General features: G+C 63.5%; 19 protein-coding genes and 5 tRNA genes. 12 read left to right on the top strand and 12 right to left on the bottom strand.

The features are described from left to right. Positions 1 to 120 precede the first annotated feature (120 nt). The 5 genes from M2D63_RS19045 (at position 121) to M2D63_RS19025 (ending at position 1,162) form a co-directional block, all read left to right on the top strand. Positions 121 to 196 (top strand) — tRNA-Asn (locus M2D63_RS19045). 4 nt (positions 197 to 200) lie between these two features. Beyond that, positions 201 to 277 (top strand) — tRNA-Pro (locus M2D63_RS19040). Positions 278 to 282: 5 nt separating this feature from the next. Then, positions 283 to 358 (top strand) — tRNA-Lys (locus M2D63_RS19035). Positions 359 to 459: 101 nt separating this feature from the next. Continuing rightward, a tRNA-Pro gene (locus tag M2D63_RS19030) sits at positions 460 to 536 on the top strand. Between the two features lie 104 nt (positions 537 to 640). Next, positions 641 to 1,162 carry a dihydrofolate reductase family protein gene (locus tag M2D63_RS19025; RefSeq protein ID WP_285864544.1) on the top strand — a complete coding sequence of 174 codons (522 nt, stop codon included), beginning with the start codon at positions 641 to 643 and terminating at the stop codon, positions 1,160 to 1,162. Between the two features lie 112 nt (positions 1,163 to 1,274). On the opposite strand, the gene M2D63_RS19020 is transcribed toward M2D63_RS19025, so the two are convergent. From M2D63_RS19020 to M2D63_RS19010, 3 genes are all read right to left on the bottom strand, one after another. Further along, positions 1,275 to 2,570, bottom strand: coding sequence for an NAD(P)/FAD-dependent oxidoreductase (locus tag M2D63_RS19020; protein WP_285864543.1), 1,296 nt, complete (start codon positions 2,568 to 2,570; stop codon positions 1,275 to 1,277). A gap of 84 nt (positions 2,571 to 2,654) precedes the next feature. Beyond that, complete coding sequence (locus M2D63_RS19015) at positions 2,655 to 2,828, bottom strand: DUF3094 family protein (RefSeq protein ID WP_285864542.1); 174 nt, start codon at positions 2,826 to 2,828, stop codon at positions 2,655 to 2,657. Between the two features lie 168 nt (positions 2,829 to 2,996). After that, positions 2,997 to 3,626: a DUF1780 domain-containing protein gene (locus M2D63_RS19010; protein ID WP_285864541.1), complete on the bottom strand. Its 630-nt coding sequence runs from the start codon at positions 3,624 to 3,626 to the stop codon at positions 2,997 to 2,999. Between the two features lie 118 nt (positions 3,627 to 3,744). On the opposite strand from M2D63_RS19010, the gene M2D63_RS19005 reads away from it, so the two are divergent. Next, positions 3,745 to 4,434, top strand: coding sequence for an energy-coupling factor ABC transporter permease (locus tag M2D63_RS19005; protein WP_285864540.1), 690 nt, complete (start codon positions 3,745 to 3,747; stop codon positions 4,432 to 4,434). 3 nt (positions 4,435 to 4,437) lie between these two features. Here M2D63_RS19005 and yacG read toward each other — a convergent pair whose 3' ends face one another. Genes yacG through M2D63_RS18985 form a run of 4 tightly spaced genes read right to left on the bottom strand, consistent with a single transcriptional unit; the run spans position 4,438 to position 7,296 of the window. After that, positions 4,438 to 4,644, bottom strand: coding sequence for a DNA gyrase inhibitor YacG (yacG, locus tag M2D63_RS19000; RefSeq protein ID WP_285864539.1), 207 nt, complete (start codon positions 4,642 to 4,644; stop codon positions 4,438 to 4,440). Continuing rightward, entirely contained in the window at positions 4,641 to 5,264 is a 624-nt protein-coding gene (gene coaE, locus M2D63_RS18995) for a dephospho-CoA kinase (protein ID WP_285864538.1), read from the bottom strand. The genes yacG and coaE overlap by 4 nt, the downstream gene beginning before the upstream one ends. Next, the gene (locus tag M2D63_RS18990; protein WP_285864537.1) at positions 5,264 to 6,133 is read right to left on the bottom strand and encodes an A24 family peptidase; all 870 of its coding nucleotides are present in this window, start codon (positions 6,131 to 6,133) and stop codon (positions 5,264 to 5,266) included. Before M2D63_RS18990 ends, coaE begins: the two co-directional genes overlap by 1 nt. A gap of 2 nt (positions 6,134 to 6,135) precedes the next feature. Beyond that, positions 6,136 to 7,296, bottom strand: coding sequence for a type II secretion system F family protein (locus M2D63_RS18985; RefSeq protein ID WP_285864536.1), 1,161 nt, complete (start codon positions 7,294 to 7,296; stop codon positions 6,136 to 6,138). Positions 7,297 to 7,514: 218 nt separating this feature from the next. Here M2D63_RS18985 and M2D63_RS18980 point away from each other — a divergent pair, with 218 nt between their 5' ends. After that, complete coding sequence (locus M2D63_RS18980; protein WP_285864534.1) at positions 7,515 to 7,943, top strand: pilin; 429 nt, start codon at positions 7,515 to 7,517, stop codon at positions 7,941 to 7,943. 63 nt (positions 7,944 to 8,006) lie between these two features. Then, positions 8,007 to 8,082: transfer RNA gene (locus M2D63_RS18975), tRNA-Thr, on the top strand. Between the two features lie 92 nt (positions 8,083 to 8,174). Here the strand turns inward: M2D63_RS18975 and M2D63_RS18970 are convergent. The 3 genes from M2D63_RS18970 to M2D63_RS18960 form a co-directional block, all read right to left on the bottom strand. After that, a complete protein-coding gene (locus M2D63_RS18970; protein ID WP_285864533.1) occupies positions 8,175 to 9,686 on the bottom strand; it encodes a lytic transglycosylase F in 1,512 nt (503 codons plus the stop codon). A gap of 245 nt (positions 9,687 to 9,931) precedes the next feature. Further along, a complete protein-coding gene (locus M2D63_RS18965; protein WP_285864532.1) occupies positions 9,932 to 10,138 on the bottom strand; it encodes a hypothetical protein in 207 nt (68 codons plus the stop codon). Positions 10,139 to 10,332: 194 nt separating this feature from the next. Further along, positions 10,333 to 10,554 (bottom strand): hypothetical protein, encoded by a 222-nt coding sequence (locus tag M2D63_RS18960; RefSeq protein ID WP_285864531.1) that lies wholly within the window; start codon positions 10,552 to 10,554, stop codon positions 10,333 to 10,335. Between the two features lie 488 nt (positions 10,555 to 11,042). On the opposite strand from M2D63_RS18960, the gene M2D63_RS18955 reads away from it, so the two are divergent. Then, positions 11,043 to 11,645: a hypothetical protein gene (locus M2D63_RS18955; RefSeq protein ID WP_285864530.1), complete on the top strand. Its 603-nt coding sequence runs from the start codon at positions 11,043 to 11,045 to the stop codon at positions 11,643 to 11,645. Positions 11,646 to 11,685: 40 nt separating this feature from the next. Here the strand turns inward: M2D63_RS18955 and M2D63_RS18950 are convergent, their stop codons facing one another. Together M2D63_RS18950 and cra are read right to left on the bottom strand one after the other, a co-directional pair. Further along, positions 11,686 to 12,483 (bottom strand): TatD family hydrolase, encoded by a 798-nt coding sequence (locus M2D63_RS18950; protein WP_285864529.1) that lies wholly within the window; start codon positions 12,481 to 12,483, stop codon positions 11,686 to 11,688. Positions 12,484 to 12,485: 2 nt separating this feature from the next. Then, positions 12,486 to 13,481 carry a catabolite repressor/activator gene (gene cra / locus M2D63_RS18945; RefSeq protein WP_285864528.1) on the bottom strand — a complete coding sequence of 332 codons (996 nt, stop codon included), beginning with the start codon at positions 13,479 to 13,481 and terminating at the stop codon, positions 12,486 to 12,488. A gap of 283 nt (positions 13,482 to 13,764) precedes the next feature. Here cra and ptsP point away from each other — a divergent pair, with 283 nt between their 5' ends. The 3 genes from ptsP to M2D63_RS18930 are packed head-to-tail and all read left to right on the top strand — an operon-like array spanning position 13,765 to position 19,340. Next, on the top strand, positions 13,765 to 16,656 hold the full coding sequence (gene ptsP / locus M2D63_RS18940; RefSeq protein ID WP_285864527.1) for a phosphoenolpyruvate--protein phosphotransferase: 2,892 nt from the start codon (positions 13,765 to 13,767) through the stop codon (positions 16,654 to 16,656). Then, a complete protein-coding gene (pfkB, locus tag M2D63_RS18935) occupies positions 16,657 to 17,607 on the top strand; it encodes a 1-phosphofructokinase (protein ID WP_285864526.1) in 951 nt (316 codons plus the stop codon). Beyond that, a complete protein-coding gene (locus M2D63_RS18930) occupies positions 17,604 to 19,340 on the top strand; it encodes a PTS fructose-like transporter subunit IIB (protein ID WP_285864525.1) in 1,737 nt (578 codons plus the stop codon). The genes pfkB and M2D63_RS18930 overlap by 4 nt, the downstream gene beginning before the upstream one ends. Positions 19,341 to 19,369: the final 29 nt, after the last annotated feature.

The raw sequence follows: 19,369 nt of genomic DNA, 5'->3' as shown, positions 1-19,369 counted from the left end.
AAGGCTGTAGAATACGGCGCCACAGAGACACGAACGCAGCGATGCGAACGGTCGAAGTGTTCGAAGCGGTAGCGATACGGTTTTCGAAATTGCAGTAAATGTTGTAACGAAGTTTGTAGTTCCGCGATAGCTCAGTCGGTAGAGCAAATGACTGTTAATCATTGGGTCCCTGGTTCGAGTCCAGGTCGCGGAGCCAATTTCGGGGTGTAGCGCAGTCCGGTAGCGCGCCTGCTTTGGGAGCAGGATGTCAGGAGTTCGAATCCCCTCACCCCGACCATATTTGGGTCGTTAGCTCAGTTGGTAGAGCAGTTGGCTTTTAACCAATTGGTCGTAGGTTCGAATCCTACACGACCCACCATTTTCGAGCTCGGTTCGCTGGGTTTGGATCTTAAAGGATCAGTTTGCCATTAGCGGCTGGTCAACGAAAAAAAGGCGCCGTAACAGGTGCTTTTTTTTTACCGGGGTGTAGCGCAGTCCGGTAGCGCGCCTGCTTTGGGAGCAGGATGTCAGGAGTTCGAATCCCCTCACCCCGACCATATTCAGAAAGAAGGGCACCTTGCAAAGGGTGCCCTTTTTTCGTTTCTGCAGCCTGGAATATTGCCTGCTACTATCCGGCTAGATTCTGCAAGGGAGCTGCCCCATGACCCTCAAAGCCTCCGTATACATCGCCACCAGCCTCGATGGCTTCATTGCCCGTGAAAGTGGCGAGCTGGACTGGTTGATGGTTGCCACCAGCTCCAGTGACGATCATGGCTATGCCGCCTACATGGCGACCATCGATACCCTGGTCATGGGCCGCAATACCTACGAGAAAGTCCTGACCTTTGGCGACTGGCCGTATCCGCACAAGCGGGTCGTGGTGCTGAGCAGCACCCTGGGCCAGGCTGAAGGTGTCGAAGTCCATCCCGGGCCGATCGCCGACCTGGTGGACTATCTGCACGATACGGGCGCCAAGAGCCTGTACCTGGACGGTGGCCAGGTGATTCAGAGCTTTTTGCGTGAAGGGCGGCTGGATGAACTGACCATTACCCGGATTCCGGTGCTATTGGGCAGTGGCATTCCCCTGTTCGGGGCGTTGGCGGCGGACGTGAAGCTGCAGCACATGCGCAGCACCACATTCGAGAATGGTTTCGTGCAAAGCACCTACCGAGTGCTCAGATAAACCGCGTAGGAGCGGGCTTGCCCCGCGAAGAGGCCGGGGCAGGCAATGCATCAGCAGTGCTCACATCGGCCTGATCGCGGGGCAAGCCCGCTCCTACAGGTACCGCAGAACGTCAGTGCAGCTTCAGGCGCGGCTCGGTACCCCGGCCAATGCGGCTGCCCAGCATCAGCATCAGCGTACGGAACGTGCCGTACAGTGCCATCTGGTGCATGCGGTACAACGACACATAGAACATCCGCGCCAGCCAGCCCTCGAGCATCACGCTACCGGTCAGGTTGCCCATCAGGTTGCCTACCGCCGAGAAACGCGACAGCGAAACCAGCGAGCCGTAGTCACGGTAGGCGTAGGTCGGCAACGGCTTGCCTTCCAGGCGCGCCTTGAACGACTTGACCAGCATCGAAGCCTGCTGGTGAGCCGCCTGGGCCCGTGGCGGCACGTTGCGGTCGCTACCCGGTTGTGGGCAGGCGGCGCAGTCGCCGAAGGCGAAGATGTCGTCGTCCAGGGTGGTCTGCAGGGTAGGGCGCACCACCAGCTGGTTGATCCGGTTGGTTTCCAGGCCGTCGATATCCTTGAGGAAGCCTGGCGCACGGATACCGGCCGCCCAGACTTTCAGGCTGGCCTGGATCACATCGCCATTGCCGGTCTTGAGTTCGGTGGCGGTGACTTCGCTGACCGCGGCGTTGGTCATGACCGTGACGCCGAGCTTTTCCAGGGTCTTGTGCACCGGCACGCTGATGCGCTCCGGCAGTGCCGGCAACACCCGGGGACCGGCCTCGATCAGGGTGATGTGCATGTCCTTGGGCTGGATGCGGTCCAGGCCGTAGGCCGCCAGCTCGTGGGCAGCGTGATGCAGTTCGGCGGCCAGCTCCACGCCGGTGGCACCGGCGCCGACGATGGCGACGCTGATGGTTTCATTGGCCTGGTCGCCGGCATGGGCGCGCAGGTAATGGTTGAGCAACTGCTGGTGGAAACGCTCGGCCTGCTTGCGGGTGTCGAGGAACAGGCAGTGCTGGGCAGCCCCCAGGGTGCCGAAATCGTTGGTGTTGCTGCCCACGGCGATGACCAGGGTGTCGTAACCCAGGGTGCGCGCAGGCAGCAGCTCGCGGCCCTCTTCATCGAGGGTCGCGGCCAGCTGGATCTGCTTGCTCTCGCGGTCCAGGCCACTCATGCGCCCGAGCTGGAACTGGAAGTGATTCCACTTGGCCTGGGCCACGTAGTTCAGTTCGTCTTCCGAGGAGTTCAGCGAGCCGGCAGCCACTTCGTGCAGCAACGGTTTCCAGATGTGCGTCAGGTTGGCGTCGACCAGGGTGATACTGGCGCTGCCTTTCTTACCCAGGGTCTTGCCCAGGCGGGTCGCCAGTTCCAGGCCGCCGGCGCCGCCGCCGACAATCACGATACGGTGAGTCATGGAGATATCTCATAAGGTTTACGGAATTCGGGTCTCGAGTGGGCGGCCGCACGGGGCGGGCGGTTCGGGCGAGCGCAAGGCAGCTCATAGCACCAGGTTACTCAAGAGGCGGCTCAACAGGCCCAGGCCAATGGTCACCAGCACCACCATCCAAAGGAGCAGCCAGGGCCGGAAAGGCTTGCGCTCGACTTGATGTTGGGGTGCTTGCAGGTAGTCATCGACACGACGTTGGTCTTCGGGGGTCAGGCGGCTGGTCATGGAGGCCTCGTCAGGTAGACGCTTGTGACTGAAGGGAAGCTACAGGGTTCACTGTAGTTGTTCGAACAGGGCCCATCGTGCAGTCACGCCGCGGTCTTTATGACGAATGATTGCGCTTTGTATCATCGGCGCGGAATTTATGCCATTACGCGTTGGCAGGGGGCCAGCTCAGAGGCTGATGCCGACATCGAAGACAATGCTGCGCCCGAGGTTGCCACGCAGGAATTCCGGGGCATCGGGGTGGGCGAACAGCACCCGGGCGAAGGTCGGGCCGACCAGTGACAGCGAACGCCAGCCCTGGCGCAGGTACTCGGTCGGCGGCGGAAAATGGCTGTTGAGGTCGAGCACTTCGCGCTTGAGGCTGGCAAAGGCAATGATGTCCAGCTCGCTCAGGTCCAGGCCGCGTTCCTGGTAGTTGTGCGACTTCTTGCGCAGGGTCGGGGCCAGGCGCTGCAGCAGTTCTTGCGCGCTGATCCGTCGGGGCCGCGCCTCGCGGCGCACCAACTGACTGAGGGAGAAGGCGCTGCGCCGGCGTTGCAGCTCCTCGCGCCACTCATCGTTGAGGCGGCGGCCTTCATCGAGGACGAAAAACACCTCGAAGGCGGCATCGCGAAACAGCACATCCGGCGGCTCCTGGCCGGCAGGCGTGAAATCCTCGCTGCGATAGGGAATGTTCAGGCCTTGCAGCAGGCGTTGGCAAACCCAACGCTCGCGTTCCCATTTACGGGCATTGGACAGAAACGCATTGGCTTGTTCGGCCTGAATGGTGAGCAGGCGCAGGTAGTCTGAGTCATCCATGGGACAAGCTTAGCGGTCAAATCGTGATAGTTGTTAGTGCGCGCCGTTTTATTGTCGGCCAGCGCTGGGGGCGTGCGGTGTAGACTGCCGACAGGATCGCAAGCAAAGGTCGTGTACGGTGATTGGCGCTCATGTGTTGTCGCAGCAGACCCTCATGCTCGGCTGGCTTGGCTATGTGCCGCTGCTGCTCTGGGCCATCTGGCGCACCCCCTGGGTCGAACTGTTCAGCGACAGTCGCCGCCAGCACCTGCTGTTCGGCACCATGTTCGCCTTGTTCGCCCTCTGGCTGGTACGACGCGACTTCGACACCGGCGTTTCCTACCACTTCATCGGCATGACCGCCGTCACCCTGTTGCTGGACTGGCCCCTGGCCCTCCTTGGCGGCCTGGTCGCCCAGACCGGGCTGATGCTGCTCGGGCGCCAGGACCTGGCAGCCATGGGAGTCAACGGCCTGTTGTTCATCGGCTTGCCGGTGCTGGTCACCGAGGCCTGCGCGATCCTGGTGGAACGGGCGCAGCCGAAGAACCTGTTCGTCTACATCTTCTGCTCGGGCTTTTTCGCCGCGGCGCTGGCGGCACTGCTATGCCTGCTGGCGGGGCTGGGCATCCTGTGGATGGACGGGCGCTTCGTGATGCCGGAATGGATCGAGGACTTTATCGGCTACCTGTGGCTGATCATCTTTCCCGAAGCTTTCATCAACGGCATGGTGGTCAGCGCACTGGTGGTGTTCTGCCCGGAGTGGCTGGAGACCTTCAACCGCACCCGCTACCTGCAGGCGCCCTGGAAGGACGACGACCCCGGGCGTTGAGGCTCAATGGTGGGCGCGGGGATCCAGTTCGCCGGAAAACAGCTCGTCTTCGGCATCCGGGGCGACCGGTATCTTGTGCTCTTCAGCGGCCCAGGCGCCCAGGTCGATCAGCTTGCAGCGATCGGAGCAGAACGGCCGGAACGGGCTGGCGGCGCTCCATTCCACGGGGGCGCCGCAGGTCGGGCATTCTACGGTCAGGGGTTGGCTCATGCTTGGCCTCCTCGCAAAGTCAGGTAAAAGTGGTGCAGGCGGTCGACCTCCGAATGCAGCCAGGCCAGGTCGCGGTCGTTGACCAGCACATCATGGGCGTGGCGCAGGCGTTCCTCGCGGCTGGCCTGGGCCTGGAGGATGGCCTGGACCTGCTCGGGGCTGGTCTGGTCGCGCAGCAGGGTACGCTGGACCTGCAACTCCTGGGGCGCGTCGATCACCAGCAGGCGCTGGGTGCGCTGGTACTGGCCCGATTCGACCATCAAGGGCGAGACGAACACTGCATAGGGTGATTCTGCCTTGGCCAGGTAGCTGAAGATTTCCTGGCCGATCAACGGATGCAGCAGGGCTTCGAGCCAGCGCCGTTGTTCGGCGTCGGCGAAGATCAGCTGGCGCAGGGCGGCACGGTTCAACTGCCCGTCCTCCTGCAGGACACCGGGGCCGAAACGCTCGACGATACGGGCCAGGGCCGGCCGACCGGGCTCGACCACCCAGCGCGCGGCCTGGTCGGCGTCCACCAGGTGCACGCCCAGTTCGACAAAGCGCTGGGCGGCCGCGCTCTTGCCACTGCCGATGCCGCCGGTCAGGCCGAGAATCCAGGGAGTGAAAGCAGCGGTGGTCATCACATTCCAGAGTATTTCAGGTAAGAAGTGGTTATTTGACCACCCCAGAGCAGTGCGATCCAGCCCGCAATGGCCAGATAGGGGCCGAACGGGATCGGTGTGCTGGCTTTCTGTCCTTTCAGGCGCAGCACAATCAGCCCGATCACCGCGCCAAGCAACGACGACAGCAGCAGGGTCAGCGGCAGGATCTGCCAGCCACCCCAGGCGCCGATTAGCGCCAGCAACTTGAAGTCGCCGTAACCCATGCCCTCCTTGCCGGTGATCATCTTGAACAGCCAGAACACCGTCCACAAGCTGAGGTAACCGGCCACGGCACCCCACAACGCGTCCGGCAGCGGCGCGAACAGCTCGAAGGCGTTGACGATCAGCCCCAGCCACAACAACGGGAATACCAAGACATCAGGCAATAGCCGATGCTCGATATCGATCAGGCTCATGGCCAGCAGGCCCCAACTGAGCAGCATCAGCGCCAGGGCGCTGGAGCTGGCGCCCTGGTGCCAGGCGATATACACCGTGATTACCGCGCAACCCAGCTCCACCAGCGGGTAGCGCGGGCTGATGGGGCTGTGGCAACTGGAACAACGCCCGCGCAGCATCAGGTAGCTCAGCACCGGGATGTTCTCCCAGGGGCGAATGCGATGCCCACAATGCGGACACTGGGAGGCGGGCAGGAACAGGTCGTAGCGCTCGGGCTCGGCAATACCGGGCAATTCCAGCACCTCCCGTGCTTCAGCCTGCCACTGCCGTTGCAGCATGATCGGCAAGCGGTGCACCAGCACATTGAGAAAGCTGCCGACGATCAAGCCCAGCAACAGGGCCGCGCCCAGGTACAACAGTGGCTGGCTGGCCAGCGCATCGATCAGGTCCATGTTCAGATCACACTACCCAACTGAAAGATTGGCAGGTACATGGCAATCACCAGACTGCCCACCAGTACACCGAGGATCAGCACGATCAGCGGTTCGAGCAGGCTGGCCAGGTTGTCGAGCGAGCCTTCGATTGCGCTTTCATAGTAGCTGGCAACCCGTGCCAGCATCACCTCCAGCGTGCCGGCAGTTTCGCCGATCGCGCACATCTGCTGCATCAGAGGTGGGAACAAACCGCTGTAGGCCAATGCCTGAGTTAACGACTGCCCATTGGCCAGGTCCTTGCGCAGGCGTAGCACTGCCTGCTCGAACAGCGGATTGCCACAGGCGCCGGCCACCGGCCCCAGCGCTTCAACCAGCGGCACGCCGGCGGCAAAGGAGGTGGACAGGGTGCGGGCGAAACGGGCCAGGGCGGCATTGCCCAGCAAGGCCCCGGCTACCGGCAGCTTCAGCGCCGAGCGCAGGCACCACAGGCGAAAGGCCGGCTTGAGTCGATACGCCTGCCGCAGGCTCCAGCCACTGACCAGCGTGAGCAGCAGCAGCCACCCGACAGCATCCCCCAGCCAGTCCGACAGGCCGATCACCGCTTGTGTGAAGGCGGGCAGCTCGGCACCGAAGCCGCTGAACATCGCCTGAAATTGCGGCACCACTTTCAGCAGCAACAGGGCAGACACCCCCAGCCCGGTCAGCAGCACGATCAGTGGATAGGTCATGGCCTTCTTCAACCGCGACCGCAAGGCCTGGCGCTGCTCCTGCAGGCTGGCCACCTGCTCCAGCACCGTTTCCAGGGTACCGGACTGCTCACCGCTGGCGATCAGGTTGCAATACAGCGCATCGAAACAGCGCGGATGGCGGCGCAAGGCATCCGCGAGGCTGCGACCCGAGGCGATATCGGTTTTCAAGGCATCGACCAGACTGACCAGCGCCGGGTGGCTTGCGCTCCGGGCAACCACCTCCAGGGCTTGCAACAGTGCGACGCCCGAACTGAGCAAGGTGGCTAGCTGGCGGCTGAACTGGCTCAGCTCGCGGGTGCCGAGCCTGCCCTGTTTTTGCCAGAAAGCGTTTCCGGATGTTTTGCTCGATCCACCCCGCATGCCTCGATTGCGTCGTTGTGTACGCAGCGGGGCAGGGCGGCGCCAAGTGTAGCCAGAGGGATTTTCGGACATCGCGACTTCCTTGCTGCGTGGCCTGCACAAACCCGGAAACAGCTTTGGCTCCGGTACCCCGGGCAGGATTGCCCGCTGCTCACTAGAGTAGTCGAGCCCGCTGACGAATCACCGGCACAGGGTGACAAAAGGTGTCTATTCGGGCCTACTGGCGCGCCTGTTGGCGGCCTGGCCCGGCTGGCTGCCGACACGAACCGAATTTGTGAGGGAGAACGTCCATGAAAGGACAACGCGGCATTACCTTGATCGAACTGATGATCGTGGTGGCGATCATCGGCATCCTGGCGACCATCGCCCTGCCCATGTACACCAACCACCAGGTACGGACCAAGGCATCCGCCGCCCTGGTCGAGATCTCCGCCCTGAAAACCCCGTTCGACCTGCGCATGAACGAAGGCAAGGACGTGACCGACGTCGGCTCCCTGGGCGGCCAGGCCAGTACCGGCAACTGCGCCATCAGCGCAACCGGCACTGCTGCCACTGGCGCCGGCAGCATCGTCTGCACCCTGGTCGACGCCCCGGCCGTGGCCGTGGGCAAGACCCTCAGCCTGACCCGCTCGACCACGGGCTGGGCCTGCACCAGCGACCTCGCCGAAGACCTCGCCCCCACCGCCTGCAAGCCCGCCGCAGGTGCTCCGGCACAGTGAGCAATAGCTGTTATTAAACAGTGATTTGCGTAAGCGATCCGGCAGTGGTAGCGTTGGTGCCACGCCGGTGTAGCTCAGTCGGTAGAGCAGCGCACTCGTAACGCGAAGGTCGCAGGTTCGATTCCTGTCTCCGGCACCATAGAACAGCCTCTAGACACCTGTGGGTGTCTACGACAAGCCCCACAAAGCCCGCCCAGTGCGGGCTTTGTTGTTCTGGTTCAAAGTCCCCAGTCATTCGTTATCCGCTCGCGCAGGCGCAACAGCCGCCGCCCTCGACTTCTCCTCTACGAACTTATAGGCAACATAGTACTTGTAGATATTGCTGACATAATCCACCGTTTCCCGGCCCACGATCTGGGCCGCCGCCTGATCGACGTTGCCAAACCAGATGTTTTTGTCCAGCCCGGACTTCTCGGCCAGTGCCCGGAATTTGCGCAGGTTACCGGGGCCGGCGTTGTAGGCCGCAAACGTCATCAGGGTTTTGTTCTTTTGCGTCAGTTGTGGATCGTTGAGGTACTTGTCTGCAAGCAGGTGCATGTACTTGGTGCCGGCTTCGACGTTTCTATCGGCGCTCTTGTCGATTTCACTGATTGCGATCTTCGGATCCCGGGCGGTTTGGGGCAGCAGTTGCATCACGCCGACCGCGCCTCTGTGACTGCGGGCAGTCTGGTCGAGTCGCGACTCCTGGAAACCCTGGGCCATCAGCATCAGGTGGTCGAATCCGTAGGTGCCGGCGTGGCGTTTGAAAATCTCCACCATCTCCTGGAATTTCTTCAGCTCCGCTTGTGAAGTGGCGTTGAGCACCCGTTTGCTGCTGTTGGTGACGTATTTTGTTCTCAGGCTATTGCCGAAGGCGGTACCGACCTTGTGGGTTTTGACGAACTTCGCCAATTGAGCTTTGAGTTCCGGGCTGTTTTTGCGAATGGCCCAGGCAAATTCGGAATTGTCGTGCAGGTAGAACTGATCGTGAATCTGCATGTCGGTGTACAGCGGTGTCCAGATCTTCGCAATGTAGCGGTCCACCACCGTAGCTTTGAGTAACCCGGCATTGACCATTTGCAGCAGGTCTTCGGACTCCAGGTTTTCGTCGGCTGCCTGGAGGTTGATGGGCGCCAGGCCCCTTTCCTTGAATGAGGCGTTCAGCGTCTGGAGATGTTCGTAATAACTGCTCGACACCCTGACGGTAATTTCCTGGCCGGACAGGTCTTCGATTTTCGCGAAGGCCTGACTGCCGGGGGCGGTCACCAGTACTTCCGGAATGTTCGTCGCAAAAGGATCGGAGAAATCCACGGTTTTCAGCCGACCTTCCGTCACCGAAAGGCCTCCGGCTGCGATGTCGCCGACGCCCTGGATCAAACGGGGAATTAGCTCGTTACGGCTCGTGGGGATCAACATCACTTGCCAGCGCATCGATTTTTTTGCGTACGGCTGGGTTTTGTTGAGCCAGTCCTCGAACCCCTTGGCAATCTCATAGCTGAGGCCGCGTTGACGACCGCGATCGAGTTCGAAGAAGGTCTTGCTATACGGCACCAGCACCCGGATCAGGTGGCGCTGGCGCATACCTTCGAAGTCGCCGACCCAGTCCTTGGGCACCGGCAGGACCAGTTTTTGAACTTCGGCCTCTTCGGCGGGGGTCAGTTCGACGGCTGGCAGGTCGGGTGTCGTCGCGGCGAATGAGGTGTTGATACCGCAGAGCAACAGGCAGAGGAAAAAACACCGCAAGGCACCGCAAACAATGTTCATGTTCACCCACCCACGGGGCGGTAGTACCGAGTGCTGGTTGTTACGTTTATCGCTTACGGGGCTTGCCAGCGCAATTTTCCAGACGAGGCTGGCAAGCAGCGTTCAGTGCGGATCGTGCTGGCAGGAGGGTTGATGCCCGTCAAATGCGGCACATCCACCTTCAAGCTTAGCCAATCGGCATCGGGGTGATTCAGGGCCGGGTAGACGAAAAGGAAAAGAAAAGGGGGACGGACTTATCGTCCTGGTTATCGCTGGAAAAGCGCTTCCTCCTCCGGAAACTCATCCGTGACAAACACTCGCGCATGAGCGCTGTGCTCGTCTTCCATGCGCAGACCGAAGTAGCGGGAGTCATTGGCATCCCAGAACGCCTCCACCTGGGCCATGGGGGCGTTTTCAAGCAGCACTTCGGCGCTGCGTTCCAGGATGATCGAGTAGCGTGTTTCGGTATTCATTACAAAGGGGCTCGCAACGGCGGAGTGTGGATGCTGATCGTGTGCAAAAAAGAGTGCCATTATGCCGCCCTGCTGATCTGAGCCCCTGACCGCTCATCACTTCGAACGAAGAAGGAGACAGACTGCATTTTCCAAGTGCGCTATCAGGCGCCAGCTTTGCCGATAGCCCATCGACAGCAATGCTGGCGCTTGCCCTACAGTTGAACCTTGCTCAGGGCCACTTCAAGCAACCCTCGGGCATTTTCGATCTCGTGCAGAGTGGTCAAGGTCAGTAACTGGCCTGGAGGTTTCGAATCAAGTAGCACTGTCTGCAGGGCGACAGCCCTGGCGCAGGCCAGGTATTCGGAGATCTGGACAAGAACGTCTTCCAGTGACTGGTTTGAGTGATCCGGTGGATCAGGAACGATTTTCAGCATGGTGTCTCCCGGTGAGTGGAGCCGCCACGAATCCGCTGTCAAACAAATAGGTGGCAACTGTACGCGGGTTGACAGACCGAACACCGGAGAACTCGGCGCACACGAAGGTGCCCCACGTACAATCGCCATAACGACTTGCACATGTCCACGGTGAATGCGGCCTGTCAAAACCGATCGTTGCAAGTGGCAACGACCGGCCGAGACTAGAACCCCGGCGGGACCCCTGCAATGCCTTGAAAGCGCCCAAAGTATGTTTGGGAAATGGACTACATGGAATCAGGAAAATCTGATGAGTCCCTTTCAACAGAGTGTTCACCGGGGTGATAATTTCGCCCGTTTTGCTTACCGGATGGTTGCCGGCCAGTCACCTGCTGCGTGACCCTGCCAGGCCACAGGCCATCATAGATTTACAGCGGAACCTGCTTTGTCCAGGTTCCGAGCCAACTACGAAGGGCAACTAACGCCCTCATTTCTTGCTGGGGCGATGGATGAAACAAGGTCGATTCTGGCCGCTGATGCTGCTGTTGGTGTTGCTGGCGGGCTGTGCCACTGCACCACCCAGGGATCAGAACAATCTCTGCAATATCTTCCGCGAGTACCCTGACTGGTACGAAGATTCGCTGCAGATGCAGAAGGAATTCGGCACGCCACAACATGTGGCGATGGCGATCATGAAGCAGGAAAGCAGTTTCGTTTCCGATGCGCTGCCTCCCCGTGACTACCTGCTCTGGGTGATTCCCTGGGGGCGGGTGAGTTCGGCCTATGGTTATGCACAGGCCCAGGACCCGGTCTGGGGTGAGTACAAGGACGGCACCGGCAATGGCGGTTCGCGTGACAACTTCGATGACGCGGTCATGTTCATTGGCTGGTACACCGCAGGTACCCAGCAGCAGCTGGGGATCTCCAAGTGGGATACGTACAACCAGTACCTGGCGTACCACGAGGGGCGCGGTGGTTTCAGTCGCGGGACTTATCGCAGCAAACCCTGGCTGATGCAGGTGGCGCGCAAGGTGGAGCAGCAGGCCAAGGTCTATGGCGCGCAGCTCAAGCAGTGCCGGCAGGAGCTGGAGGATGACAGCGGCTGGTTCTGACCCACGTCAGGTCTTGAGGGCAAAGCGGGTGGGTAAGGCCTTACCGACTGGAATCGTCGCTCGCCCAGCCAAACAACTCACAGGCATTTCGGCTACTGACCTGCGCCAGCTGTTCTGGCGCAATCCCGATGATGTCCGCCAACGCCCCGGCAATCTGCGGCAGATGTTCCGGGCTGTTACGCACCCCGGCAAACATCACCGGCGCCATGTCCGGCGCATCGGTTTCCAGCACCAGGCTCTCCAGCGGCAACTGCGGCAGCACCTTGTGCAAGCGCAGGGCCTGCGGCCAGGTAGCCGCACCGCCCAGGCCGAGCTTGAAACCGAGCTTGTGGTACTCGCGGGCCTCTTCGACGCTACCGGCGAAGGCGTGGATGATGCCGCCGCGCTTGAGTTTGTAGCGTTTGAGGGTGGCGATCACCACGGCATGGCTGCGACGTACGTGGAGCAGGGCGGGCAGGTTGAAGTCGACGGCCAGTTGCAGCTGTGCTTCGAACAGTTGCTGCTGGCGCTCTCGGTCCAGTTCCGGCAGGTAGTAGTCCAGGCCGAATTCGCCCACGGCGCACAGTTGCCGTTCGCCACGCAGGCGGCTCAGCCAGTCGCCCAGTTCACGCACATGCTCGGGGCCGTGCTGGTCGAGGTAGACCGGGTGCAGGCCGAAGGCGGCATACAGCTGCGGGTCGCTGCTCACCAGGTCCCAGACCCGCTGCCAGTTGGCCTGATACACCCCCAGCACCACCATGCGTTCGACCCCGGCCGCTCTGGCGTTGGCCAGCAAGGCCGGGCGGTCGTGGTCGAAATCCGGAAAATCCAGATGGGTGTGGGTGTCGATCAGGCGCATGTTCAGGCCTTGTTGATCCGCTGTTTGAAGGTTCGACCGACGGCGTGCACGCCGGGTTCGTAGCGTTTCTCTTCGACGGCGGCCAGGGCCAGCTTCAGGGCGATTTCGGCCATGACGCCGTGCTGTTGGGCCATGGCGTTGACCGGCAGCGGCAGGAAGTCGAGCAACTGGTTGTCGCCAAAGGTGCCCAGTTGCAGGCTGCGCGAGTCGGCCGGGCGACCCTGGAGCACGTCGAACACGCCTTGCAGCAGCACGTAGGAGGTGGTCACCAGGGCGTCGGGCAGGCCGCCGAGTTCGGCGATCAGCTGGTTCATCAGGCGCTGGCCGCACTCGCGGCTGAAGGCTTCGCCCTGGTAGCGGCTGATGTTGCCGGCAAAGCCTTGCAGGGCCTCGTCGAATCCACCGGCGCGGGCCTGGCTGACGCTCAGTTCCGGGCGCGCGCCGATCAGGGCAATGTTGGCCGGCCGGGTGTCCAGCAGGCTGCGGGTCAGTTGCAGGCTGGCGTTGCGGTCGTCGCTGACCACCGAGCAGAAATGCGCTGGGTCCAGGCTGCGGTCGAGGGCGATGATCGGCAGGCCCTTGGCCTGCAGCTCGCGGTAGCTGTCATCGCCGGCCGGCAGGCAGCTGGCAACGAACAGCGCATCGCAACGTCGGGCACGGAACAGTTGTTGCAACTGGCGCTCGCTGTCGGGCTGGTCGTCGCTGCTGGCGATCAGCAGTTGATAGCCTTTGGCCCGGGCACCTTGCTCTAGCTGCTTGGCAATGCGTGCGTAGCTGGGGTTTTCCAGGTCCGGGAGAATGAAGCCCAGGGTCCGGGTGTGCCGGCTACGCAAGCCAGCGGCCTGCGGGTTGGGGGTGAAGCCATGGGCTTCGACCACCGCACGCACACGCTCCACCGTGCTGCTGCTGATGCGTTGCTGTTCGGCCTTGCCATTGATGACGTAGCTGGCTGTGGTCACGGACACACCGGCCAGACGGGCGATATCGCTGAGTTTCACCGCTTATTCCTTGTTATTACCGTGGCTGTTCGCACAGCCTGACCGGGAATTGTCGCCGATCCAGAGATCACGGCGCAGACGACCATTGTCGCAATTGTCCGACAAGATGGGGCTTCATTGATCGAAGATTATCGAGTAACGTGGTCACAATTCTAGATTAAACGTTTCAGCAGGCGAATTTTCTGCCGAACCATCGCCTGCCCAGGGCTATGAGTAATGGCCCTGTGCAATAAAATTTACAACAATACCTCGGCACCGTCCTGGTGCTGCAAAGGAGAAGGTCATGCTCGAGCTCACTGTAGAGCAGATTTCCATGGGCCAGTCGGCGCCAGACAAGGCAGCGGCCTTGCAACTGCTGGCCGGCTATCTGGTCAATGATGGTCTGGTCGCCGAGGGTTACCTGGCGGGTCTGCAGGCGCGTGAGGCGCAGGGCTCGACCTTTCTCGGCCAGGGTATTGCGATCCCCCACGGCACCCCGGAAACCCGCGACCAGGTGTTCACCACCGGCGTGCGCTTGCTGCAGTTTCCCGACGGCGTGGACTGGGGCGACGGTCAGCGGGTGTACCTGGCCATCGGCATCGCCGCGCGCTCCGACGAGCACCTGCGCCTGCTGCAACTGCTGACCCGGGCCCTGGGCGAAACCGACCTGGCCGAGGCGCTGCGCCGGGCCAGCTCGGCCGAGGCGCTGCTCAAGCTGTTGCAGGGCGCACCCCAGGAGCTGGCGCTGGATGCGCAGATGATCGGTCTCGGTGTGCCGGTCGAGGATTTCGATGAACTGGTCTGGCGTGCAGCCCGCTTGCTGCACCGTGCCGACTGTGTGGCCGGCGGCTTTGCCGGGGTGTTGCAACAGGTCGAGTCGCTGCCGCTGGGCGAAGGCTTGTGGTGGCTGCACAGCGAACAGGCGGTGCGCCAGCCGGGCCTGGCCTTCGTTACCCCGCAACAACCCCTGCGTTATCGCGATCAGCCGGTCAACGGCGTGTTCTGCCTGGCCAGCCTGGGCGCCGCGCACCAGGCATTGCTGGAGCGCCTGTGCACCTTGCTGATCGAGGGCCGTGGCCAGGCGTTGTGCCGGGCCACCAGTAGCCGTGCGGTGCTGGAAGTGCTCGGCGGCGAGCTGCCGGCCGACTGGCCCAGTGCCCGCATTGCCCTGGCCAACGCCCATGGCTTGCATGCGCGCCCGGCCAAGGAGCTGGCGCAACTGGCCAAGGCCTTCGACGGCGAGATCCGCCTGCGGGTGGTCGACAGCGGCCAGGCCGCGGTTTCGGCCAAGAGCCTGAGCAAGCTGCTGAGCCTCGGTGCCCGGCGTGGCCAGGTGCTGGAGATCATCGCCGAACCGACGGTCGCCGCCGATGCATTGCCGGCGTTGCTGGCCGCCATCGAGGCCGGCCTGGGCGAGGAGGTCGAGGCGCTGGCCGAAGTCGTTGAAGCTGCGCCGGTATTGCTGCCGGAGCCCGAGCTTGAGGCGCCGCAGGCCGGTGCGCTGATCCAGGGCGTGGCCGCCGCGCCGGGGATTGCCAGTGGTCCTGCGCATATCCAGGTGCTGCGTGAATTCGATTACCCGCTGCGCGGCGAGTCCCTGCCGACCGAGCGCCAGCGCCTGCAACAGGCCCTGCCGACCGAGCGCCAGCGCCTGCAACAGGCCCTGGCGGCGGTGAACGGCGAGATCGCCGCACTGATCCAGCGCAGTCAAGCCAAGGCTATTGGCGACATTTTCATCACCCACCAGGAAATGCTCGCCGATCCGGACCTGGGCGACGAGGTCGACCAACGCCTGCGTCAGGGCGAAAGCGCACCGGCGGCGTGGATGGCAGTGATCGATGCCGCCGCGCGCCAGCAGGAGGCCCTGCACGATGCCTTGCTCGCCGAGCGGGCGGCCGACCTGCGCGATATCGGTCGGCGGGTGCTGGCACAGCTGTGTGGCGAAGCCGACTGCGCAGCGCCCGAGCAGCCCTATGTGCTGGTGATGGAAGAGGTCGGCCCGTCGGATGTGGCGCGCCTGGACCCGGCGCGGGTGGCCGGGATTCTCACCGCCCGTGGCGGCGCTACCGCGCACAGTGCCATTGTCGCCCGCGCCCTGGGAATTCCCGCGGTGGTCGGCGCCGGCGATGCGGTGCTGCTGATTGCCGAAGGCACGCTGCTGCTGCTCGACGGCCAGCGCGGCCGCCTGCAGGTGGCGCCGCCTGCCGATGAGCTGCAGCGCGCCCTGGCCGAACGCGAGCGCCGCGAGCAGCGCCTGCAACAGGCCCGCGCCCGTCGTCTGGAACCGGCCGTGACCCGTGACGGTCATGCCATCGAGGTATGCGCCAATATCGGCGAAAGCAAAGGTATCGAGGCAGTGGTCGACCAGGGCGCCGAAGGCGTCGGCCTGCTGCGCACCGAGCTGATTTTCATGGCCCATCAGCAAGCCCCGGACGAAGCCCAGCAGGAGGCCGAGTACCGGCGTGTCCTCGATGGTCTCGCTGGCCGGCCGCTGGTGGTGCGCACCCTGGATGTGGGCGGCGACAAGCCGCTGCCGTACTGGCCGATCGCCAAGGAAGAGAACCCCTTCCTCGGTGTGCGTGGTATTCGCCTGACCCTGCAGCGTCCGCAGGTCATGGAAACCCAGTTGCGCGCCCTGTTGCGGGCGGCGGGTGACCGGCCGTTGCGGATCATGTTCCCCATGGTCGGCCAGCTGGAGGAGTGGCAGCAGGCGCGGGCCATGGTCGAGCGCCTGCGCGCCGAGATCAGCGTCAGCGACCTGCAACTGGGGATCATGGTCGAGGTGCCCTCGGCGGCCCTGCTGGCGCCGGTGCTGGCCCACGAAGTGGACTTCTTCAGCATCGGTACCAACGACCTGACCCAGTACACCCTGGCCATCGACCGTGGCCATCCGAGCCTCTCGGCCCAGGCCGACGGCCTGCACCCGGCGGTGCTGCAACTGATCGATATCACCGTGCGCGCTGCCCATGCCCATGGCAAATGGGTGGGCGTGTGCGGGGAGCTGGCGGCCGATCCGCAGGCGGTCGCCGTATTACTGGGCCTGGGCGTCGACGAACTGAGCGTTGCCGCGCGCAGCATCGCCGAGGTCAAGGCACAGGTCCGTGAACTGAATTTTGAACACGCCCGACAGCTTGCCCGACAAGCGTTGTTGCAGGGCAGTGCCAGCGCCGTGCGGGCGCTGGTGGAGAGCGATTGAATGGCCAAGATACTGACCCTGACCCTTAACCCGGCGCTGGACCTGACCGTCAGCCTCGATGCCCTGCACAGCGGCCAGGTCAACCGTAGCCAGGCCCAGCACAGCCATGCGGCGGGCAAGGGCCTGAACGTCGCCCAGGTGCTGGCAGACCTGGGGCACAGTGTCACCGTCGGCGGCTTCCTGGGTGAAGACAACCTGCAGCCTTTCGAAAGCCTGATCGCCCGCCGTGGCTTTGCCGACTGTTTTGTCCGCGTGCCCGGTGAGACCCGTTGCAATATCAAGCTGGTCGAGGCCGATGGCCGTGTCACCGACATCAACGGGCCGGGCCCGCAGGTCGATGCCCGGGCCTGTGAGCAATTGCTGGAGAAACTGGCCAGGGTCGCACCCGGGCACGATGCGGTGGTGGTCGCCGGCAGCCTGCCGCGTGGCGTCACGGCCCAGTGGTTGCGCCAGTTGCTCGATCGGCTCAAGGCCATGGGCCTGAAGGTCGCCCTGGACAGCAGCGGCGACGCCTTGCGCCTGGGCTTGCAAAGCGGGCCGTGGCTGGTCAAGCCGAACACCGACGAGCTGGGCGAAGTGCTGGGCAGCGCGGTGCACGGCTTTGCCGAGCAACAAGCCGCCGCCCGCCAGTTGATCGAACAGGGTGTCGAGCACGTGGTGGTGTCCCAGGGCGAGCGGGGGGTCAACTGGTTCAGCCAGGGGGCCGTGCTCGGCGCCGTGCCGCCGCGGATCAAGGTCGCCAGCACGGTCGGTGCCGGCGACTCGCTGCTGGCCGGCATGGTCCATGGCCTGCTGCGTGACGAAGCGCCCGCACAGACCCTGCGCCGGGCCACGGCCATTGCCGCCCAGGCCGTGACCCAGATCGGTTTCGGCATCAATGACCGCGAGCAACTGGCGCAACTGGAATGCGACGTGAGCCTGCGCGAAGAACAACAAGAGGGTTGCAGATGAACATTGCCATCGTCACCGCCTGCCCCAATGGCCAGGTCTCCAGTGTCCTCAGTGCGCGCCTGCTGGAAGCCGCCGCGCAGCGCCTGGGCTGGAGCACCAGCGTCGAGGTCCACGACCCGCAGCAGCCGCAGCGGCAATTGTCCGAAGCGGTGATTGCCGCTGCCGACTGGGTGCTGGTGGTCAACACCGGCCCGCTGGACCTGCGTCGCTTCGCCGGCAAGCGCCTGTTCCAGAGCACCCCGGCCCAGGCCCTGGGCGATACCCAGCACTTTCTCAGCGAGGCGGCGCAGAAGGCCGAGGTCTATCAGCCGCTGACCGAAACGCTGCCGGCACGCGTCGAGCGCGGGGCGAAGATTGTCGCCATCACCGCCTGCCCGACTGGCGTCGCCCACACCTTCATGGCGGCCGAAGCCTTGCAGCAGGCCGCGCAGCAGCTGGGTTATCAACTGACGGTCGAGACCCAGGGCTCGGTCGGCGCCCGCAATCCGCTGCCATCGACGGCGATTGCCGAGGCCGATGTTGTGCTGCTGGCCGCCGACATCGAGGTGCCCACCGAACGCTTCGCCGGCAAGCGCATCTACCGCTGCGGCACCGGTACCGCCCTCAAGCAGGCCCAGGCCACCCTGAACAAGGCCCTGGCCGAAGGCCGCGAAGAGTCGAGCGGGCAGGGTACTGCGGCTAGCCCTGCGCGCAGCGAGAAAGCCGGGGTGTACAAGCATCTGCTCACCGGTGTGTCGTTCATGTTGCCGATGGTGGTGGCCGGCGGCTTGCTGATCGCCTTGTCATTCGTCTTCGGCATCGAAGCCTTCAAGGAGCCCGGCACCCTGCCGGCGGCGCTGATGCAGATCGGTGGCGAGGCGGCCTTCAAGCTGATGGTGCCGCTGCTCGCCGGCTACATCGCCTACTCGATTGCCGACCGTCCGGGCCTGGCCCCGGGGATGATCGGCGGCCTGCTGGCCAGCACCCTGGGCGCCGGTTTCATCGGCGGCATCGTTGCCGGCTTTCTCGCCGGCTACAGCGCCAAGGCCATCAGCCGCTGGGTGCGCTTGCCCACCAGCCTCGAGGCGCTCAAGCCGATCCTGATCATTCCATTGCTGGCGAGCCTGTTTACGGGCCTGGTGATGATCTACGTGGTCGGCAAGCCGGTGGCCGGGCTGCTCGAAGGGCTGACCCACTTTCTCGACAGCATGGGCACCACCAACGCGATCCTGCTCGGCGTGCTGCTGGGCGGGATGATGTGCGTGGACCTTGGCGGGCCGATCAACAAGGCCGCCTATGCGTTCTCGGTCGGCTTGCTGGCGTCCCAGAGCTACGCGCCGATGGCCGCGACCATGGCGGCGGGCATGGTGCCGCCGATCGGCCTGGGCATCGCCAGCTTCATCGCCCGGCGCAAGTTCGCCCAGAGCGAGCGGGAGGCGGGCAAGGCGGCGTTTATACTGGGCCTGTGCTTCATTTCCGAAGGCGCGATTCCCTTTGCCGCCAAGGACCCGCTGCGGGTGATTCCGGCGAGTATCGCCGGTGGCGCCTTGACCGGCGCGCTGTCGATGTATTTCGGCTGCAAGCTGATGGCGCCCCACGGCGGGCTGTTCGTCATGCTGATTCCCAATGCCATCAACCACGCGTTGCTGTACCTGCTGGCGATCCTGGCCGGCAGCCTGCTGACCGCGCTGGTGTATGCCGTGCTCAAGCGCAGCGAGGTGGTGGAGCTGGCCGTGCAACCGGCCAAGGCCTGATCAGGCCTGGTGGGAGCGGGCTTGCCCCG

This window comes from Pseudomonas sp. BJa5 (assembly GCF_030272875.2).
GTDB lineage: Bacteria > Pseudomonadota > Gammaproteobacteria > Pseudomonadales > Pseudomonadaceae > Aquipseudomonas.
The sequence above is the reverse complement of the archived record's forward strand: the minus strand, read 5'-3'. Positions and strand labels throughout refer to the sequence as shown.

Coding starts and splice junctions, on each gene's coding strand:
- M2D63_RS19025 (WP_285864544.1), top strand. CDS start 641: ATGACCCTCAAAGCCTCCGTATACATCGCCACCAGCCTCGATGGCTTC.
- M2D63_RS19020 (WP_285864543.1), bottom strand. CDS start 2,570: ATGACTCACCGTATCGTGATTGTCGGCGGCGGCGCCGGCGGCCTGGAA.
- M2D63_RS19015 (WP_285864542.1), bottom strand. CDS start 2,828: ATGACCAGCCGCCTGACCCCCGAAGACCAACGTCGTGTCGATGACTAC.
- M2D63_RS19010 (WP_285864541.1), bottom strand. CDS start 3,626: ATGGATGACTCAGACTACCTGCGCCTGCTCACCATTCAGGCCGAACAA.
- yacG (WP_285864539.1), bottom strand. CDS start 4,644: ATGAGCCAACCCCTGACCGTAGAATGCCCGACCTGCGGCGCCCCCGTG.
- coaE (WP_285864538.1), bottom strand. CDS start 5,264: ATGACCACCGCTGCTTTCACTCCCTGGATTCTCGGCCTGACCGGCGGC.
- M2D63_RS18990 (WP_285864537.1), bottom strand. CDS start 6,133: ATGGACCTGATCGATGCGCTGGCCAGCCAGCCACTGTTGTACCTGGGC.
- M2D63_RS18985 (WP_285864536.1), bottom strand. CDS start 7,296: ATGTCCGAAAATCCCTCTGGCTACACTTGGCGCCGCCCTGCCCCGCTG.
- M2D63_RS18980 (WP_285864534.1), top strand. CDS start 7,515: ATGAAAGGACAACGCGGCATTACCTTGATCGAACTGATGATCGTGGTG.
- M2D63_RS18970 (WP_285864533.1), bottom strand. CDS start 9,686: ATGAACATTGTTTGCGGTGCCTTGCGGTGTTTTTTCCTCTGCCTGTTG.
- M2D63_RS18965 (WP_285864532.1), bottom strand. CDS start 10,138: ATGAATACCGAAACACGCTACTCGATCATCCTGGAACGCAGCGCCGAA.
- M2D63_RS18960 (WP_285864531.1), bottom strand. CDS start 10,554: ATGCTGAAAATCGTTCCTGATCCACCGGATCACTCAAACCAGTCACTG.
- M2D63_RS18955 (WP_285864530.1), top strand. CDS start 11,043: ATGAAACAAGGTCGATTCTGGCCGCTGATGCTGCTGTTGGTGTTGCTG.
- M2D63_RS18950 (WP_285864529.1), bottom strand. CDS start 12,483: ATGCGCCTGATCGACACCCACACCCATCTGGATTTTCCGGATTTCGAC.
- ptsP (WP_285864527.1), top strand. CDS start 13,765: ATGCTCGAGCTCACTGTAGAGCAGATTTCCATGGGCCAGTCGGCGCCA.
- pfkB (WP_285864526.1), top strand. CDS start 16,657: ATGGCCAAGATACTGACCCTGACCCTTAACCCGGCGCTGGACCTGACC.
- M2D63_RS18930 (WP_285864525.1), top strand. CDS start 17,604: ATGAACATTGCCATCGTCACCGCCTGCCCCAATGGCCAGGTCTCCAGT.